Here is a 17,692-nt window from a genome sequence, read left to right as displayed (position 1 = left end):
CATGGCGGGATTCGGCGAACCCGGGGTGGGCGTGGTGGACGCCGCCGGGATGACGGTCGGCGTGGTCGCCGCCCGCTGGCACGGCGAGCTGACCGACCACATGCTCGACCGGGCGGTGGCCGCCGCCGAGGCGTGCGGGGCGCGGGCCGTGGTGGCCCGGGTGGCCGGCTCGGTGGAGCTGCCGGTGGTGGCCCAGGCACTCGCCCGCCGCTGCGACGTGGTGGTCGCTCTCGGCGTGGTGGTGCGGGGCGCGACCGCGCACTTCGACTACGTCTGCCGCTCGGTCACCGACGGCCTGACCCGGGTGGCGCTGGACGAGGGGAAGCCGGTGGCGCACGGGGTGCTCACCGTGGACACCATCGAGCAGGCCCGGGACCGGGCCGGGCTGCCCGGCTCGGCCGAGGACAAGGGCTGGGCGGCCACCGTCGCCGCGCTCGACGCCGCGCTGGCCATCCGTGGCTTGGCCGCCGGCAACGGGCACCGGGTCGGCTTCGCCGGCTGACCCGTACCTGACGAGGCGCTGACGGGCCGCCGGTGGGCGGCCCGTCAACGCTCTTCGACGGCGGCGTCGCCGCTCGTGCGTCGGCGCCTCAGCCGCGCCGGCGCAGGCGCACCGCGAAGGCGATCGACGCGAGCAGCGGCCACAGCACCCAGCCGTAGAGCCCGACCATCCAGGTGGTCTGGAAGACCGGCGACGGCACGAGCAGCCCGATGACGCTGCTCACGCCGGTGGCCGCGAGGACGATGCCGAGCCAGCACAACCAGCGGGCCACGATGCGTTCCCGGAGGGCGGCAAGGGAGAACGCCCCCATCAGCAGCGACTGGGCCACCACGGCGACCTCGCCCAGCATCTGGCCCAGGTGGGCGGCGGCGTACCAGGTCTGCACAGTGGCGTCGTCGAGCGTCGCCAGATCCGGCAGCACCCAGAGCAGCGTGAAGCCGGTGACGAGCGTGTTGATCACGGCCAGCAGACCGCCGCCGAGCAGTGTGATCCCGCCGAGCACCGAGTCCGGCGCGGCCCGTCGCGCCAGACCGGCCAGCGCCGCGGTGAGCACGAGCAGCGCGACGACGGAGAGGACCCCGGCGAACGCGTTGAGCTGCAGGGTGCTCGCGGCCTCCGCCGCCCAGGCCCGGATGCCGGCGGCGTCGGTCCGGCCCACCTCCGGGGACTCCGGGGTCCAGGTGCCGAACATCAACGCGAAGAGGGCGAGCGCGGCGCCGGCGGCGACGCCCAGGCCGGCTCGCGCGGGAGCCTGCGGTGTGATCGGCGCGACGTCGGCGCCGCTGGTGACGGTGGACATGCGATCTCCAAGGTGGTGAGAGGGTGCTGCCTGGCCATCGACTCTCCTTCGGCTCGCGCCCCGGGCGCGATGGACGACCGTCCCCGCCCTGCCCGGCTGAGCGCCCGCCCGGAACGGGACGAACGTCCCGGGACGCCGGGACGCGGGCGACGTTAGGGTCATCGCCACCGCCGAGTGCGAGGAGAGGTTCGTGGCAGGTCGGGGCAGCGCCCGTGTGGTCGCCGTCAGCTGCCTCGGTCTGTCGATCGTCTGCTACGGCCTGACCGCCGTGGGCGCCGGTTTCGTCTCCGGCGTGACCCCGCCGACCGCCGCGGACCTCGTCTGGTTCACCGGATTCCTGGCGTTCCCGCTGGTCGGCGTGGTGATCGCGGTGCATCGCCCGGCCAACGGCGTCGGTTGGCTCTTCCTCGCCGTAGGGGTGCTCCAGTTCGGCGCCGCGATCCTCGACGGGCTCGCCCAGCACGCCCTAGCGACCTGCCCGGGCTGTTCGACCGGCCCGGTGCTGGTGCTTGCGCAGAACGCGCTGTTCGCGGTCGCCTGGGTCTGCGCCACCACCTATCCGCTGCTGCTCTTTCCGGACGGCCGCCCACCGTCGCCCCGCTGGAGCTGGGTCCGCCGCGCCACGACGGTCGCCCTGGTGGTGCTCGTCGCGGCGGTGGTCGTCACCCCGGGCCGGGTGACCGAGGACGACCCGGCGCCCAACCCGTTCGGCGTGTCGGCCCTGGCGGGCCTCGCTCCGCTCGTCACGAACGTCACGCTGTTCGCGCTGCTCGCCCTGACCCTGGCCGCGATGGCCTCGTTCATCGTCCGCTGGCGCCGGGCCGGCGGAGTGGACCGGCGCCGGCTGGCCTGGCTGGCGCTCGCCGCCCTGATCTTCATCGGCACGACCCTTACCGGGCTGCTCATCGACGGGTGGACCCGGCCCTGGGTGGGCGCCCTGCTGGAGAGCGTCGGAATCGCCGCTCTTCCGATGGCCACCGGGATGGCCATCCTCCGGGCCGATCTGTTCGACATCGCGATCGTGCTCGACCGCACGATCACCTACGCCGCCCTGTCCGCCATCGTGGTCGTCACCTATCTCGGCAGCCTCGCGTTAACCTCCACCCTGCTCGAGCCGGAGGGGAGCCGGGGCGCGTCGCTGGTGGCGACCGCCGTGGTCGCGGTCTCCCTCAATCCGGTGAAGGACCGCCTGATGAGCGGAATCGACCGGCTGCTCTTCGGGGACCGGGACCGCCCCTACGAGGTCGTCACCGGGCTCGCCGATCGGCTGTCCCGGACGGAGGCGCTGGAGGAGCTGCTGCACACCGTCACGGAGACCCTGACCACCATGCTGCGCGTGCCGTACGCCAGGGTCGTGCCCGGCGAGGACGTCGACCCGCCGGCCGACGCGCATCCGTTCCCGCTGGTCAGCAACGGCCGGCAGGAGGGCACCCTGCTGGTCGGGCGGCGCAGCGGCGGGACGCCCTTCGACGCGCGCGAGCTGGACCTGCTCGCCGACGTCGCCGGACAGATCGCGGTCGCCGTACGGGCCGCCCGGCTGGAGGAGGACCTGCGCGAGTCGCGGGAGCGGATCGTCCGGGCGCGGGAGGAGGAGCGGCGACGGTTGCGGCGGGACCTGCACGACGGGCTGGGGCCCCTGCTCGCGGCGGCCAGCCTCCAGGTCGACGTGCTCGCCGAGCGGGTCGCCACGGACCCGGCCGCGCATCCGCTGGCGGCGAAGATCAAGGACGTGATCAGCCAGTCCGTGTCGGACGTACGGGAGATCGTGCACGGCCTGCGGCCGCCGTCCCTGGACGACCTCGGCCTGCCGGGCGTCGTCCGCGAACACGCTGCCGCGTTGCGGGCCGCCGGGCTGGACGTCGAGGTGGACTGCGCCGACCAGCTGAGGATCACCAGCGCGGCGGTGGAGGTCGCCGCGTACCGCATCGTCACCGAGGCGATGACCAACGTGGTCCGGCACGCCCGCGCCACCACGTGCCGGGTGCGGATGAGCCAGGGGGGCGGCTGGCTGCGGCTTGAGATCACCGATGACGGGTGCGGGTTGTCGGTCCCGCACCGGGACGGTGTCGGCCTGTCGTCGATGCGGGAGCGGGCCGACGAACTGGGTGGCACCGTCACCGTCGCACCGCGACCGGGCGGGGGTACGAGAGTCCGGGCGGACCTGCCGGTGCCGGTCGCCGCGGGGAGGAAGTGAGATGCCCGAACCGGTGCGGGTGCTCCTGGTCGACGATCACCCGATCTTCCTGGACGGGCTGCGGACGGCCCTCGAGGGCCTGCCCGACATCGAGGTGGTCGGCACCGCCGCCGACGGTGAGACGGCCCTCGTGGCGGTCCGGGAACTGCGCCCCGACGTCGTGCTGATGGATCTCGCCATGCCGGGCATCGGCGGCGTCGAGGCCACCCGGCGGATCACCGCACGGGGCGACGCGGCGGTGCTGGTGCTGACCATGCACGCCGACGACGAGTCGGTCTACGCCGCGATCCGCGCCGGCGCGGCCGGCTACCTGCTCAAGGGCGCCGCCCGGGGCGACGTGACGCGGGCGGTCTCGGCGGTGGCGGCCGGCGAGGCGGTCTTCGGCACCGAGATCGCCCAGCGGGTGCTGCGCTTCTTCGCCGAAGGGGGCCGGTCCTCCCCGGCCCGGCCGTTTCCCGAACTCACGCCCCGGGAGATGGAGATTTTGGACCTGGTGGCGCACGGGCTGGGCAACCAGGCCATCGCCCGCAAGCTGTCCGTCGCGCCGAAGACCGTCCGCAACAGCGTGTCGACAATCCTGGGCAAGCTGCACGCCGTCGACCGGGGGGAGGCCGTGGCCCGGGCCCGCGCCGCCGGGCTCGGCCAGTTGCCCGGCCCGGCGGGACCCGGCCCGCGCTGACCGTCGGCGACCAGGGTGATCCGACGTCTCGCAGGGTGGCCGGGTCGGACCCGGCGGACCCCCGGGTCCCCGGCGGCTGCGAGAATCGGGGGCGTGAAGACGTTCGAGGAGTTGTTCGCCGAGCTGCAGGCCAAGGCCGCCGCCGGCACCCCGGGCTCGGGCACGGTCGCCGCGCTCGAGCGGGGCGTGCACTTCATCGGCAAGAAGGTCGTCGAGGAGGCGGCCGAGTCGTGGATGGCCGCCGAGCACGAGGGCCGGGAGCGGGCCGCCGAGGAGATCTCGCAGCTGCTCTACCAGACCCAGGTGCTGATGCTCGCCACCGGTCTCGAACTCAAGGACGTCTACCGACATCTGTGAGTGCGCCCCGCCGTTGATCCGTCACGATCGAAGGAGCACTCCGTCATGCTGCGTGTCGCCGTACCCAACAAGGGCACCCTGGCCGAGCCGGCCGCCCAGATGCTGCGCGAGGCGGGCTACCGCCAGCGCACCGACCCGAAGGACCTGGTCTGCCGGGACGAGTCCAACGACCTCCAGTTCTTCTACCTGCGCCCGAAGGACATCGCCACCTACGTCGGCTCCGGTGACCTCGACCTCGGCATCACCGGCCGGGACCTGCTGATCGACTCCGGGGCGCCGGCCGAGGAGGTGGTCGACCTCGCCTTCGGCCGGGCCACCTTCCGGTTCGCCGCCCGCCCCGACGACATCGACTCGGTGCAGGAGCTGGGCGGGCACCGGATCGCCACCGCGTACCCCGGGCTGGTCGAGCGGCACCTCGCCGACCTGGGCGTCAAGGCCGACGTGATCCGGCTGGACGGGGCGGTGGAGAACGCCGTCCGGCTCGGCGTCGCCGACGTGGTGGCCGACGTGGTGGAGACCGGCGCCACGCTCCGCCAGGCCGGGCTGGTGGTCTTCGGCGAGCCGCTGCTGCGCTCCTCGGCGGTGCTGGTGCGCCGCGCCGGCGCCGACGCCCACCCGCAGGCCGAGCAGCTGCTGCGCCGGCTGCACGGGGTGCTGGTCGCCCGCCGCTACGTGATGCTGGCGTACGACGTGCCGGCCGGGCTGCTCGACCGGGCCAGCTCGCTGACCCCGGGCATCGAGTCGCCGACGGTCTCCCCGCTGCACCGGGAGGGCTGGGTCGCGGTGCAGGCGATGGTGCTCCGCGACGACGTGCACCGGATCATGGACGAGCTGTACGAGCTCGGCGCGCGCGCCATCCTGGTCACCAACATCCACGCCTGCCGGCTGTGACCCGGCCGGCGCCGCCGCCCGGGCACCGTCCCGCCCGTCCCGAGACGCCGGCGGCGACCCGGCCGGCGCCCGAGGTGGCTCGGCCGGCCGGGTCGGCGGTCCCGCCACCGCGCCGTACGGCCGGGCCGGCCCGCCCGGGGGCGGCGCGCGGACCGCTGCCCTCGTGGGTGGCGCTCGCCCTGGTCACCCTCGCCGGTGTCGCCTCCGCGGCCCAGGGGGCGGCGAACGGGGAGCTGGGCACCCGGGTCGGGCACGCCACGCTGGCCGCGGTGGTCAACAACCTCGGCGGCACCCTGCTGGTCGTCCTCGGGCTCGCCGCCCTGCCGTCCATGCGGACCGGGCTGGCCGCACTCCGTCACCAGCGGCTGCCCTGGTGGTCCTACCTGGGCGGGCTGGGCGGGGCGGCGATCGTGGTGCTCGGCGCGTACGTGGTGCCGGCGCTCGGGGTCGCGGTCTTCACCATCGCCCAGGTCGCCGGGGGCAGCCTCGGTGGCCTGGCGGTGGACCGGGCCGGGCTCGCCCCGGTCGGCCGGCTCGCCCTCACCGGTCCCCGGGTCGCCGGTGGGCTGCTCGGCGTAACGGCGGTGACGCTGGCCCAGCTCGGCCAGCCGGTCGGGGAGCTGGCCGTCGGCCTGGTCCTGCTCGCCGTCGCCGGCGGGGTCGCGGTCGCCCTCCAGTCCGCGCTGAACGGCCGGGTCTCCGCGGCCAGTTCGGCCGCCGCCGGCGTGGCGGTCAACTTCGCGGTCAGCACCCCGGCGGTCCTGCTGGTCGCCGCGCTCGCCGGCGCCCTCACCGGGCCGGCCCCCCGCTGGCCCGCCGACTGGTACCTCTACACCGGCGGGCTGCTCGGGGTGGCCATCGTGGCCGGCCTGGTGATCGGGGTCCGCGCGGCGGGGGTGCTGCGCACCGGGCTGGCCCTGGTCGCGGGCCAGCTCGGCGGGGCGCTGCTGCTGGACACGCTGCTGCCGGGCGGCCCCGGTGCCCGGCCGGCGGTGCTGGCCGGCGCGGCGCTGACCCTGCTGGCGGTCGTGGTCGCCGGCCGCGGGCCCCGCCGCCCCCGTGTGGCGGCGGAACCCCCGCCGGGGGCGGGTGGCAGACTGGTGGGGTGAGCGACACCGAGCTGATCCGTCTCCGGCCCCGCCGCATCCGGCTGGTCTGCTGGACGTCGGCGGCCCTGCTGCTGATCGTCTTCAGTCTGGTGGCCACCTCGCTGAGCGGCCCGACCGGTGACGGCTACGGCACCTTCCAGCGGGGCGACCAAATCGCCATGGTCGGTCTCGGGGTGTTCGGCGCGCTCGGCTTCCTGCTCTTCACCCGCCCCCGGGTCGAGGCGGACGCGCGCGGCGTGCGGGTACGCAACGTCATCGGCTCGTACGACCTGCCGTGGGAGGTCGTCCGGGGTGTCCGGTTCGACCGGGGCGCCCCGTGGGCCAGCCTGGAGCTGCACGACGACGACCTGGTCCCGATGGTCGCCCTGCAGGCGGCCGACAAGGAGCTGGCCGTCGAGGGGGTCCGCGCCCTGCGCCGCCTGCACCAGGCCCACCAGGCCCACCTGGCCCAGCCCCCCACCCCCCGCTGACCCGCCCCGGAACCGCCCGCGGGGTGGTCGGATTGGGTGCTGGCGCGGCGAGGGTGTAGTGTTGTCGAGTCGACCAAGCTGTCTCCGCGTGCGAGCAGACAGCCATGAAAGTGGAGCGCCTGCTCCCACCCGAGTCGCCGCCACGGTGGCCGGGTCCGGTCCCCGGTTCCGGGCACACCCCGGCGTCGGATGCGCGATCATGTGATCGTGCCGACCGGTCGAGCGGGCCCTGGCATGCGCCGGGGCCTTCTGCTTTCCGGGTCGGTTCCCACCCGGGGACCGCGGGGTCGGCACGCAGCAGACACTCGACTCGAGGAGGCCCCATCAGCGTCGAACCACGCGTGAACGAGCAGATCCGGGCACGTGAGGTCCGACTGGTCGGCCCTGAGGGTGAGCAGGTGGGCATCGTCCCGCTGGAGCGCGCCCTTCAGCTGGCCGCGGACGTCGACCTGGACCTGGTCGAGGTTGCGCCGATGGCGCGCCCGCCGGTGTGCAAGCTCATGGACTTCGGCAAGTTCAAGTACGAGAGCGCACTCAAGGCGCGCGAAGCGCGGCGTAACCAGCAGCAGACCGTCATCAAGGAGATGAAGCTCCGGCCGAAGATCGACCCGCACGACTACGAGACCAAGAAGGGTCACGTGGTGCGGTTCCTCAAGGCCGGCGACAAGGTCAAGGTGACGATCATGTTCCGCGGTCGCGAGCAGAGCCGCCCGGAGCTGGGCTACCGGCTCCTGCGACGGCTCGAGTCGGAGATCTCGGAGCTGGGGTACGTCGAGGCCGCGCCGAAGCAGGACGGCCGAAACATGATCATGGTGCTCGCGCCGCACCGCGCCACCAAGGCGGCCGCCACGGCCGCCCGCGGCGGCGTACTGCCGCGGGGCGAGCGGGAATCCGGCGCCCCCGAGGCGGCGCCGACGGCCGAGGCGGCCGGACCCGCCGGGACCACCGGCGAGTAACAGGGGAGAAGACGTTCCACATGCCGAAGATGAAGAGCCACACGGGGATGGGCAAGCGGGTCAAGGTGACCGGCAAGGGCAAGATCGTTGCCCAGCAGGCCGGCCTCCGGCACAACCTGGAGAAGAAGTCCTCCACCCGGACCCGCCGGCTGACCGGCACCGTCGAGCTGGCCAAGGCCGACGTGAAGCGCATCAAGAAGCTGCTCGGCCGCTGACGCGCGCCACCTGACGTAAGAAGGAGTTGAGATGGCACGCGTCAAGCGGGCTGTGAACGCCCAGAAGAAGCGCCGTACCCTGCTGGAGACCGCGAGCGGCTACCGCGGTCAGCGCTCCCGGCTGTACCGCAAGGCCAAGGAGCAGGTGCTGCACTCGATGCAGTACGCCTACCGGGACCGTCGCGACCGCAAGGGCGACTTCCGGCAGCTGTGGATCCAGCGGATCAACGCGGGCGCCCGGGCCAACGGGATGACCTACAACCGCCTGATCCAGGGCCTGAAGCTGGCCGGCGTCGAGGTCGACCGCAAGATTTTGGCCGACCTGGCCGTCAACGACGCCGCCGCGTTCGCGGGGATCGTCGAGATCGCCCGGGCCGCGGTCGCGGCCGAGGGCACCGGCGGCGCGGCGGCCCAGGCCGCCTGATCACCGGCAGCTGAGCGAGGCGCCCCTTGTCACCAGGGGGCGCCTCGTCCATGCCGGAGGAGACCATGCTCTTCACCCCGCGTACCCCCAGGGTGGTCGCCGCCCGCCGGCTGCACCGCCGCCGGGACCGCGAGGCCACCGGCCGGTTCCTGGCCGAGGGGCCGCAGGCGGTCCGCGAGGCGCTGGCCCGGCCCGGGGTGGTCACCGAACTGTTCGGCACCCCGGCCGCGCTGGACCGGTACGCCGACCTGGCCGCCCGCGCCGCCGGCGGTGGCGTGCCGGTCTCCCCGGTGACCGAGGACGCGCTCACCGCGCTGGCCGAGACCGTCGCCCCGCAGGGGCTGGTGGCGGTCTGCCGGCACCTCGACGTGCCGCTGGAACGGGCGTTGACCGCGGCGCCCCGGCTGGTCGCCGTGCTCGCCGAGATCCGCGACCCGGGCAACGCCGGCACGGTGCTGCGCACCGCCGACGCCGCCGGAGCCGGCGCGGTGATCTTCGCCGGCGACGCCGTCGACCCGTACAACGGCAAGTGCGTGCGGGCCTCGGCCGGCAGCCTGTTCCACGTCGACGTGGTCCGCGCGGCGGACCCGGTGGCCGTGGTCACCGCGCTGCGCGCCGCCGGGCTCGCCGTCCTCGCCACCACCGGGTACGGCGAGGACGACCTGGACGACCTCGCCGACGCCGGCCGGCTGGCCGCCCCCACCGCCTGGCTCTTCGGCTCCGAGGCGCACGGGCTGTCCGAGGCGCTCACCGCCGCCGCCGACGCCCGGGTCCGGGTGCCGCTGCACGGGCGCGCGGAAAGCCTCAACCTGGCTGCGGCCGCGGCGGTCTGCCTGTACGCTTCAGCGAGAGCACAGCGGCGGCCGTGACCCGGCCGCCCGAGGCACAGACCGCAGGGGAGAGCGTCCGTCCATGAACGCGCCACGGCGTTCGTTTAGCCAGCCCGCCGGTGTCGGCGGGCGGCGGGCCTGACCTGCTTTCCGCGCAACTCCCACCGGCGGGCTGCGGCACAGCCGCGCGTCCGTAGACTCGCTTCGCCGGCCCGTGAGGGCTTGGCGCCGCCGTGAGGGAGTGCCCGTACGCCATGAGCTACCGCAACGATCCGTACGACCCGAAGCAGGTCGCCCTGCTCGATCCGGCCGCCCTGGCCGAGGCCGTCGCCGCCGCCGAGAAGGCCTTCGCCGCGGCCGGTGACCCGGACGCGCTCACCGCGCTGCGCCCGGCGCACCTCGGTGACCGGGCCCCGGTCTCGCTGGCCCGCCGGGAGATCGGCGCGCTGCCGCCGGCCGCGAAGGCCGACGCCGGCAAGCGGGTCAACGAGGCCCGCCGCGCCATCGAGACCGCGTACGCCGCCCGCCAGGAGATCCTGGAACGGGAGCAGGCCGAGCGGGTGCTGGTCGAGGAGCGCGTCGACGTGACGCTGCCCTACGACCGCCGTCCGCGCGGCGCCCGGCACCCGATCAGCACGCTGATGGAGCAGATCAGCGACCTGTTCATCGGGATGGGCTACGAGGTGGCCGAGGGCCCCGAGGTCGAGCTGGAGTGGACCAACTTCGACGCCCTCAACATCCCGGCCGACCACCCGGCCCGCGGCCTGATGGACACGTTCCACATCGCACCCGCCGACGGGCCGGCCGGGGCGTCCGGCGACGCGGCGGGCTCCGGTCTGGTCCTGCGTACGCACACCTCGCCGGTGCAGGCGCGCACCATGCTGACCCGCCAGCCGCCGATCTACGTGGTGGTGCCCGGCCGGGTCTACCGCACCGACGAACTGGACGCCACCCACGCCCCGGTCTTCCACCAGGTGGAGGGCCTGGTGGTGGACAAGGGCATCACGATGGCGCACCTGCGCGGCACGCTGGACCACTTCGCCCGGGCCATGTTCGGCGAGGGTGCGAAGACCCGGTGGCGGCCGCACTACTTCCCGTTCACCGAGCCGTCCGCCGAGTTCGACGTCTGGTTCCCGGAGCACCGGGACGGTCCGCAGTGGGTCGAGTGGGGCGGTTGCGGCATGGTCAACCCGCGGGTGCTGCGCGCCTGCGGCATCGACCCGGAGGTCTACTCCGGATTCGCGTTCGGCATGGGCATCGACCGGACGGTGATGGTCCGGCACGGGGTCAGCGACATGCGCGACCTGGCCGAGGGCGACGCGCGGTTCACCCGTGCGTACGGGGTCGAGGCGTAGGGCGATGCGGGTACGAGTTACGGAGACGGTGGTCTGAGTCATGCGAGTTTCTGTCAGTTGGCTGCGGGAGTACGTCGACCTCCCCGCCGACCTGCCCACCGGCGACCTGGAGCAGGCCCTGGTCGACCTCGGCATCGAGGTCGAGTCCGTGGTGGACCTGCGGGAGACCGTCACCGGCCGGCTGGTGGTCGGCGAGGTGCGCGAGATCGAGGAGCTGACCGGCTTCAAGAAGCCGATCCGGTTCTGCCGGGTCGACGTCGGGGACGCCAACGGCACCGGTGAGCCGCAGGAGATCGTCTGTGGGGCGACCAACTTCGCCCCCGGCGACCGGGTCGTGGTGATCCTCCCGGGTGGGGTGTTGCCCGGCGGTTTCGCCATCGGCGCCCGCAAGACCTACGGCCGCAACTCCAACGGCATGATCTGCTCCGCGAAGGAACTGGGGCTGGGCGACGACCACTCCGGCATCCTGGTGCTGCCGGCGGACAGCCCGGCCAAGCCGGGCGACGACGCGCGGCCCGTGGTGGGGCTCGACGACGTCGTGGTCGAGGTGGAGATCACCCCGGACCGGGGGTACGCGTTGAGCGTGCGCGGCCTGGCCCGGGAACTGTCGCACGCGCTCGGCGTGCCGTTCCGCGACCCGGGCCTGGTGCCCGCGCCGGCCGGCACCGAGGCGCCGGCGTACCCGGTGGAGGTGCGCGACACCGTCGGCTGCGACCGGTTCGCCGCCCGGATGGTGCGCGGCGTCGACCCGACCGCGCAGAGTCCTGCGTGGATGCAGCGGCGGCTCACCCAGGCCGGCGTGCGGGCCATCTCGCTGGCGGTCGACATCACCAACTACGTGATGCTCGAACTCGGCCAGCCGATGCACGCCTTCGACGCCGACCGGATCACCGGTCCGCTGGTGGTGCGCCGCGCCGAGCGGGGCGAGAAGCTGACCACCTTGGACGGCGTGACCCGCGTGCTCGCCGCCGAGGACATGGTGATCTGCGACGACACCGGGCCGATCTCGCTCGCGGCGGTGATGGGCGGCGAGACCAGCGAGGTGGTGGCGAGCACCACGAACGTGCTCTTCGAGGCCGCCCACTGGGACCCGGTGATGGTCGGGCGCACCGCGCGCCGGCACAAGCTGTTCAGCGAGGCCGCGAAGCGCTGGGAGCGGGGCGTCGACCCGGCGCTGCCGCTGGTCGCCCTGGAGCGGGCGGTCCGGCTGCTCACCGAGCATGGCGGCGGCACCGCCGGCGCGGAGATCCTGGACATCGACCACGTCCGGCCGCGTACCCCGGTGGTGCTGCCGGTCGACCTGCCCAGCCGGCGGGTCGGCGTCACGTACCCGCCGGCGCGGGTGGTCGCCCTGCTGGAGCAGGTCGGTTGCACGGTGGCCCAGGGCACCGACCGGCTGGCCGAGGACCCGGGCGAGGTCGGCGTCACCGCCGGCGACGGGGCGGTGCTGACCGTCACCCCGCCGAGCTGGCGGCCCGACCTGCTGCACCCGGCCGACCTGGTCGAGGAGGTGGTCCGCCTCGACGGGTACGACCGGGTGCCGTCGGTGCTGCCGCTCGCGCCCGCCGGCCGCGGGCTGACCTGGCAGCAGCGGCGCCGCCGCGCGATCTCCCGGTCGCTGGCCGAGCGGGGGTACGTCGAGGTGCTCGCGCACCCGTTCGTCGCCCCGGAGCTGGCCGACCTGCTCGGCCTGCCGGAGGACGACCCGCGGCGGCGCGCGGTGCGGCTGGCCAACCCGCTGTCCGAGGAGGAGCCGCTGCTGCGCACCACGCTGCTCGGCCCGCTGCTCGGCATCGCCAAGCGCAACCTTGGCCGGGGCCTGCGGGACCTCGCGCTCTACGAGATCGGCGCGGTCTTCCAGCCGCGTCCGGGCGCCGGCCGGCCGCCCGCGATGGGCGTGGCGCACCGGCCCACCGAGGCCGAGTTCGCCGCCGCCGACGCGGTGCTGCCGCACCAGCCCCGGCACGTCGCGGTGGTGCTCACCGGCGACATCGAGCCGGCCGGCTGGTGGGGCGCCGGTCGGGCGGCCGGCTGGGCGGACGCGGTCGAGGCCGGCCGGGGGGTGCTCGCCGCCGCCGACATCCCGGAGGACCGGATCGAGGTCCGGGCCGCCGAGTACGCGCCGTGGCACCCGGGCCGCTGCGCCGAACTGCTGGTCGACGGCGAGGTGGTCGGGCACGCCGGTGAGCTGCACCCGACGGTCGTGGCGGCGCTGGAGCTGCCCCGGCGTACCTGCGCCATGGAGCTGGACCTGGATGCGGTGCCGGCGGCGCCGGTCGCGCCCGCGCCGACCGTCTCCAGCTTCCCGCCGGCGCTGATCGACGTGGCGCTGGTGGTCGACGAGTCGGTGCCCGCGGCGCAGGTGCAGCGGGCGCTTGTCGAGGGCGCCGGCGAGCTGCTGGAGGGGGTGCGGTTGTTCGACGTGTACGCCTCCGAGCAGCTCGGCGCGGGCCGCAAGTCGCTGGCGTACAAGCTCACCTTCCGCGCCCCGGACCGGACGCTGACCGTGGAGGAGGCGGTGGCCGCCCGGGACGCGGCGGTCGCCCGCGCCGCGGACCTGGTCGGCGCCACCCTGCGCGGCACCTGAGCCGCTGCCGCTGCTCGGTTGGCTCGCGGTGGCCGGCGCGCTCGCGTCGGCCACCGCCGGGCTGTCGGCTCAGCCGGCGACCACCGCCTCGCCGTCGCGCCGCTGGTCGGCACCGTCGCCCGGGCGCCGGTCGAGCCCGTCGACCGCTACCGGGTGCGCGGGCCGGGGAAACCACTCCTCGGCCGACCGGTCGGGGGCGTCCTGGCCGCCGTCCGCGGCGGGCTGCCGGTCGGTGCCTGCCGCCCACACCCCGGTGTCGGTCCGGCTCGCCGCCCGGGTGGCCGGCGCGCCCTGCACGGTGGTCGCCCGCCCGGCGTCCACAGTGGTCTCGTCGGCCTCCGCGGTGGTCGTCCGCCCGGCGTCCGGAGTGGCTCCCGCCTCCGGCGCGGTCCGGTCGGCGTCGGCGGCGACCGCCCGTCCGGCGTCCGGAGTGGCCCGGTAGCCCTCCGGGGTGTCCGGGTCGGCGTCCGCGGTGGTCGCCGGCGTGGCCCGGTCGGCTTCCGGGCCGGCCGCCGACCGGCCGCTCTCCGGGGCGGCCGGCTCCGCGGCCTCGTTGCCGGGGCGGGCGGCCACCATCGGGTACTCCGCGGTCTCGCTGCCGCCCGCGGCCGCCGCCATCACCGCCGCCGCGGCCAGGTCGGCCACCCGCTTGGCCTCGCGGCGCACCCGGGCGCGGACCTCCCGGGCGTGCTGTTCGGCGGCCTCGGCCGCCTGCCGGGCCGCGTCCAGCCGGGCCGCCTCGTCGGTCAGGTCCCGGTGGACCTCGCTGAGCCGCCGCTGCAGCTGCACCAGCTCCCGCTCCGCGCCCGCGCAGTCCTGGCGGGCCTGGGCGAGCTGCTGCTGGGCGGTCTCCAGCTCCGCGCGCACCTGGGCCAGCGCCTGCCGCCGCTCGGTGATCTCCTGCTGGACGACGGCGAGCTGTTCCCGGTGCGCGGCGTCCTGCTCGTCGGCGTGCTCGCGCAGCTCGGTGGCGTACCGCTGCGACTCGACGACCAGCGACGCCAGTTCCTCCTCGACCGCCGCGCGCTGGTCGGCCAGCTCCTGCTCGACCGCGGCGCGCCGCTCGGTGAGCTCCCGCTCCACGCCCGCCCGCCACTGGGTCAGCTCCTGCTGACCGCGGGCGCGGGCCGCCTGCACCTCCTGCTGGATCTGGGTACGGGCGGCCTTGGTCAGCGCCTCGGCGGCGTTGCGGGCCTGCTCCACCTGCTGTGCGCTCTGCTCGCTGAGCCGCTGCGCCTCCTGCACCGCCCGCTGGTGGGCGGCCTCGCCCTCGGCCCGGGCCTGCTCGGCCGCCGCGCGGATCTCGGCCAGCTCCGCCTCGGCCGCCGCCTGCCGTTCCGCGTACGCCTGTTCCTGCTCGGCGCGGCGGGCCGCCGTCTCCTCCTCAAGGGACTGCAGGGCCTGGGTGACGCGCTCCCGGGCCGCGGCCAGCACCGCCTCGGCCTCGGTGTGCAGCTCCGCGGCGCGCTGCTCGGCCGCGCCGGTGATCGCCTCGGCCTGCTTCTCGGCCAGCCCGATGATCTGCTCGACCATCGGCCCGAGGTCGCTGAAGGAGGCCCGCTCCACCTGTGCCGGGCGCTGGCGCAGCTCGGCCAGCTCGGCGCGGAGCCGCTGCACCTGCGCATCGAGGGCCCGGATCTCGGCGGTCGCCTGTTCCCGTTCGGCGGTCACCGCCGCGAGCCGGCCGTCGAGCTGCTCGACGTAGCGGTCCACCTGCCGCTTGTCGTAGCCGCGCAGCGCGGTCTCGAACCCCGGCCGCCCGGCCGAGTCGTCGCGCACCGGGTGCGGCTCTTCGCCGTTGGACATGGGCCATCCTCCGTACGATTCCCGAGCGTCCCGCCGACGTGCCGAACCGCCCACCGGCGACGATGTCGCGCAACGCTACCGCCGCCCCGGGCGGGGCGCCGTCCCACCCCACCCACCGCACAGGCCGTCACCTCGTGGGTGCGGACCGGATCTCGTCGAGCAGGGCGGCGAGGAACTCCCTGACGGCCGGAGCCAGTGCGGCGTCCACCACCGGGGCCGGGTTGTCCGTGTACGACGTCACGGTCAGGTAGACGAAGAGGTTCCCCGTCACCAGCCGAACGTCGTACCTGCCGTCGCCCCCTTCGCTCGGGCTCCGGTAGCCCCAGCTCAGCTCGTCGGCGGCCAGCTCGGCCTGACCAGGCGGCGGGGCCGTGCCGGTGGCGGTGGGCGGGTGGGCGTGGAAGAAGTCGACCGCCGCCTGGGCGGTCGGATGGTGCCCGATCCACACGCGGACGCCGGCGCCCCGGTACCGGCGGTCCCCGTCCCGGCGTCCCTTGGTCAGCGTCTGGCAGAACGCACCGGCGTCGACGAGCTGCTCGTCCGGGTAGCCCGGAAGCGGCTCGCCGAGCCCGGGTCGGAACGCCGCGATCGGCAGCCGGCGGCAGAATCCCGCTCCCGGCGGCTGGTAGGTGGGACCGGGCGCGGCCGGCACCCACCGTGGAGCGGGCCGCGCGGGGCCCTGCCGGAGCTGGCGCACCGTGTGGGCGATGAAGGTGCCCACCGCGCGCTTCAGCGTGTCGTCCCCGGCGGGGATGGCGTCGGACTGGACGTCGACGGTCATCACCAGGTTGCGGTCGAGCACCACCGCCAGCAGCCGCGTGGACCGCCCCATGTCGGCGGACCGGTCCCGCCAGGTGACCGCGTCGACGTCCGCGTCGGTCGGCAGCTCGGCACCGGTCGGCAGGGTGCCGACGTGGGTTGCGGCCTCGTCGGTGCTCGAGTGGGTGTACAGATTCACCCGCACCGCCCCGGTGGGCGCCCGCTCCCCGGTCCGGGCGGTGACCATGTCGCAGGTGGCCACCATCGTGCGGTCCAGGCCGATCACCTCGGTGGCGCCGAACGCGACGTGCCGGACGTTGAAGTCCGTGAAGCGGGGGCCCACGTGCTGCTCGATGATCTGGAAGGGGAGGGACTGGCACACTCCGTGGGTCGGATCGGCGTAGAGCCCTCTCCCCTCCGGCTCCGCCGGGCTGTGCCGCCCGCCGCACCCGCCGGCGGCGACGATGCTCACCGCCGCGACGACGGCCGCCCACCGCCCGCCGCGCCACGCCGCATCCCTCGTGCTGCCCATCCCGACCTCCCACGCCCATTCGCGGCGGGACACACGCTAGTCGGTTTCGATCATGACCGGGTGCCGCCGGAAGGGTCAGCAGGTGACCGGCGACACGCCCGATTCTCATGCAATGGACTGCATGAACTTGCAGGAGGCGATGATCGTTGTTAGCCTTCATTGCATAGTCATGCGGAGGTGAGTATGGGCATCCGAGTCGCGGTCGCCGGGGCCAGCGGCTACGCCGGCGGCGAGCTGCTCCGCCTGGTGGCCGGGCACCCGGAGTTCGACCTGGTCGCCGCCACCGCGCACAGCCAGGCCGGGCACCGGGTCGACGCGGTCCACCCGCAGCTCAACGGGCTCGACCTGGTGCTCACCGAGACCGACCCGGCCACCCTGGCCGACGCGGACCTGGTCTTCCTGGCCCTCCCGCACGGCCAGTCGGCGACGCTGGCCGCCCAGCTTCCGGCCGGGCTTCGGGTGGTCGACCTGGGCGCCGACCACCGGTTGGCCAGCCCCTACGAGTGGGCCCAGTACTACGGCGGCACCCACGCCGGGCAGTGGACCTACGGCCTGCCGGAGCTGCCCAGGCAGCGGGCGGCGATCGCCGGCTCCACCCGGGTGGCCAACACCGGCTGCTATGCCGCCGCGATCACCCTGGCGCTCGCCCCGCTGATCGCGGCCGGCGCCGCCGAGCCGGCCGACGTGGTGGTCGTCGCGGCGTCCGGCACCTCCGGCGCCGGCAAGGCGGCCAAGCCGCACCTGCTCGGCAGCGAGGTGATGGGCGACCTGTCGCCCTACCGGGTCGGCACCCACCAGCACGTGCCGGAGATCAAGCAGGCCACCGGCGCGACCAGCCTCTCCTTCACCCCGGTCCTCGCGCCCATGCCGCGCGGCATCCTGGCCACCGTCACCGCCGTGCCGGCCCGCGGCGTCGACCCGCAGGCGGTGCTCGCCGAGGCGTACGCGGACGCGCCGTTCGTGCACGTGCTGCCCGAGGGGCGCTGGCCGCACACCGCCGCGACCCTCGGCTCCAACTCCTGCCACCTGCAGGCCACCGTCGACGTCGACTCCCGCCGGATGGTCGTGCTCAGCGCGCTGGACAACCTGGGCAAGGGCGCCGCCGGCCAGGCCGTGCAGTGCGCCAACCTGATGCTCGGCCTGCCCGAGACCACCGGCCTGTCCGTCTGGGGGGTCGCACCGTGAGCGCGAGGAGTGCGGCGCGGCGGAGCCCGGCAGTCGCGAACG

The 17,692-nt window shown here is 75.0% G+C and carries 17 protein-coding genes; 14 read left to right on the top strand and 3 right to left on the bottom strand.

Translation table 11 applies throughout. The annotated features are described in order from the left end of the window. Window position 1 precedes the first annotated feature (1 nt). The gene (gene ribH, locus ACVCAH_RS21385; protein ID WP_447137946.1) at window positions 2–502 is read left to right on the top strand and encodes a 6,7-dimethyl-8-ribityllumazine synthase; all 501 of its coding nucleotides are present in this window, start codon (window positions 2–4) and stop codon (window positions 500–502) included. 88 nt (window positions 503–590) lie between these two features. Here the strand turns inward: ribH and ACVCAH_RS21380 are convergent, their stop codons facing one another. After that, window positions 591–1,301, bottom strand: coding sequence for a hypothetical protein (locus tag ACVCAH_RS21380; protein ID WP_447137945.1), 711 nt, complete (start codon window positions 1,299–1,301; stop codon window positions 591–593). 190 nt (window positions 1,302–1,491) lie between these two features. Between ACVCAH_RS21380 and ACVCAH_RS21375 the strand changes: the two genes are divergently transcribed. From ACVCAH_RS21375 to pheT, 12 genes are all read left to right on the top strand, one after another. Next, complete coding sequence (locus ACVCAH_RS21375; protein WP_447137944.1) at window positions 1,492–3,495, top strand: GAF domain-containing sensor histidine kinase; 2,004 nt, start codon at window positions 1,492–1,494, stop codon at window positions 3,493–3,495. A gap of 1 nt (window position 3,496) precedes the next feature. After that, window positions 3,497–4,174, top strand: a complete 678-nt coding sequence (locus ACVCAH_RS21370; protein WP_447137943.1) for a response regulator — start codon at window positions 3,497–3,499, stop codon at window positions 4,172–4,174. Between the two features lie 93 nt (window positions 4,175–4,267). Continuing rightward, the gene (locus tag ACVCAH_RS21365) at window positions 4,268–4,531 is read left to right on the top strand and encodes a phosphoribosyl-ATP diphosphatase (protein ID WP_120331238.1); all 264 of its coding nucleotides are present in this window, start codon (window positions 4,268–4,270) and stop codon (window positions 4,529–4,531) included. Window positions 4,532–4,576: 45 nt separating this feature from the next. After that, a complete protein-coding gene (hisG, locus tag ACVCAH_RS21360) occupies window positions 4,577–5,422 on the top strand; it encodes an ATP phosphoribosyltransferase (RefSeq protein WP_447137942.1) in 846 nt (281 codons plus the stop codon). Then, the gene (locus tag ACVCAH_RS21355; RefSeq protein WP_447137941.1) at window positions 5,419–6,531 is read left to right on the top strand and encodes a DMT family transporter; all 1,113 of its coding nucleotides are present in this window, start codon (window positions 5,419–5,421) and stop codon (window positions 6,529–6,531) included. The genes hisG and ACVCAH_RS21355 overlap by 4 nt, the downstream gene beginning before the upstream one ends. Continuing rightward, a complete protein-coding gene (locus ACVCAH_RS21350; protein WP_447137940.1) occupies window positions 6,528–7,001 on the top strand; it encodes a PH domain-containing protein in 474 nt (157 codons plus the stop codon). The genes ACVCAH_RS21355 and ACVCAH_RS21350 overlap by 4 nt, the downstream gene beginning before the upstream one ends. A 341-nt stretch (window positions 7,002–7,342) precedes the next feature. Continuing rightward, complete coding sequence (gene infC / locus ACVCAH_RS21345; protein WP_447137939.1) at window positions 7,343–7,957, top strand: translation initiation factor IF-3; 615 nt, start codon at window positions 7,343–7,345, stop codon at window positions 7,955–7,957. Between the two features lie 20 nt (window positions 7,958–7,977). Continuing rightward, window positions 7,978–8,172: a 50S ribosomal protein L35 gene (rpmI, locus tag ACVCAH_RS21340; protein ID WP_441158206.1), complete on the top strand. Its 195-nt coding sequence runs from the start codon at window positions 7,978–7,980 to the stop codon at window positions 8,170–8,172. Between the two features lie 31 nt (window positions 8,173–8,203). Further along, entirely contained in the window at window positions 8,204–8,596 is a 393-nt protein-coding gene (gene rplT / locus ACVCAH_RS21335; protein WP_447137938.1) for a 50S ribosomal protein L20, read from the top strand. A gap of 50 nt (window positions 8,597–8,646) precedes the next feature. Further along, entirely contained in the window at window positions 8,647–9,465 is an 819-nt protein-coding gene (locus tag ACVCAH_RS21330; RefSeq protein WP_447137937.1) for a TrmH family RNA methyltransferase, read from the top strand. A 215-nt stretch (window positions 9,466–9,680) separates the two neighbouring features. Then, complete coding sequence (gene pheS / locus ACVCAH_RS21325; protein WP_447137936.1) at window positions 9,681–10,781, top strand: phenylalanine--tRNA ligase subunit alpha; 1,101 nt, start codon at window positions 9,681–9,683, stop codon at window positions 10,779–10,781. Window positions 10,782–10,821: 40 nt separating this feature from the next. Continuing rightward, entirely contained in the window at window positions 10,822–13,368 is a 2,547-nt protein-coding gene (gene pheT, locus ACVCAH_RS21320) for a phenylalanine--tRNA ligase subunit beta (RefSeq protein WP_447137935.1), read from the top strand. 69 nt (window positions 13,369–13,437) lie between these two features. Here pheT and ACVCAH_RS21315 read toward each other — a convergent pair whose 3' ends face one another. Beyond that, window positions 13,438–15,174, bottom strand: coding sequence for a hypothetical protein (locus tag ACVCAH_RS21315; RefSeq protein WP_447137934.1), 1,737 nt, complete (start codon window positions 15,172–15,174; stop codon window positions 13,438–13,440). A 127-nt stretch (window positions 15,175–15,301) separates the two neighbouring features. After that, on the bottom strand, window positions 15,302–16,465 hold the full coding sequence (locus ACVCAH_RS21310; protein ID WP_447137933.1) for a hypothetical protein: 1,164 nt from the start codon (window positions 16,463–16,465) through the stop codon (window positions 15,302–15,304). Window positions 16,466–16,648: 183 nt separating this feature from the next. Here ACVCAH_RS21310 and argC point away from each other — a divergent pair, with 183 nt between their 5' ends. Next, window positions 16,649–17,650 carry an N-acetyl-gamma-glutamyl-phosphate reductase gene (argC, locus tag ACVCAH_RS21305; protein WP_447137932.1) on the top strand — a complete coding sequence of 334 codons (1,002 nt, stop codon included), beginning with the start codon at window positions 16,649–16,651 and terminating at the stop codon, window positions 17,648–17,650. Window positions 17,651–17,692 lie beyond the last annotated feature (42 nt).

The organism is Micromonospora sp. LZ34, assembly GCF_052981855.1.
This window is presented reverse-complemented; position numbering and strand designations above follow the sequence as displayed.

Bases quoted from the DNA above. Each gene is read 5' to 3' on its own strand.
- ribH (WP_447137946.1), top strand. From the start codon at position 2: ATGGCGGGATTCGGCGAACCCGGGGTGGGCGTGGTGGACGCCGCCGGG.
- ACVCAH_RS21380 (WP_447137945.1), bottom strand. From the start codon at position 1,301: ATGTCCACCGTCACCAGCGGCGCCGACGTCGCGCCGATCACACCGCAG.
- ACVCAH_RS21370 (WP_447137943.1), top strand. From the start codon at position 3,497: ATGCCCGAACCGGTGCGGGTGCTCCTGGTCGACGATCACCCGATCTTC.
- hisG (WP_447137942.1), top strand. From the start codon at position 4,577: ATGCTGCGTGTCGCCGTACCCAACAAGGGCACCCTGGCCGAGCCGGCC.
- rpmI (WP_441158206.1), top strand. From the start codon at position 7,978: ATGCCGAAGATGAAGAGCCACACGGGGATGGGCAAGCGGGTCAAGGTG.
- rplT (WP_447137938.1), top strand. From the start codon at position 8,204: ATGGCACGCGTCAAGCGGGCTGTGAACGCCCAGAAGAAGCGCCGTACC.
- ACVCAH_RS21330 (WP_447137937.1), top strand. From the start codon at position 8,647: ATGCCGGAGGAGACCATGCTCTTCACCCCGCGTACCCCCAGGGTGGTC.
- pheS (WP_447137936.1), top strand. From the start codon at position 9,681: ATGAGCTACCGCAACGATCCGTACGACCCGAAGCAGGTCGCCCTGCTC.
- pheT (WP_447137935.1), top strand. From the start codon at position 10,822: ATGCGAGTTTCTGTCAGTTGGCTGCGGGAGTACGTCGACCTCCCCGCC.
- ACVCAH_RS21315 (WP_447137934.1), bottom strand. From the start codon at position 15,174: ATGTCCAACGGCGAAGAGCCGCACCCGGTGCGCGACGACTCGGCCGGG.
- ACVCAH_RS21310 (WP_447137933.1), bottom strand. From the start codon at position 16,465: ATGGGCAGCACGAGGGATGCGGCGTGGCGCGGCGGGCGGTGGGCGGCC.
- argC (WP_447137932.1), top strand. From the start codon at position 16,649: ATGGGCATCCGAGTCGCGGTCGCCGGGGCCAGCGGCTACGCCGGCGGC.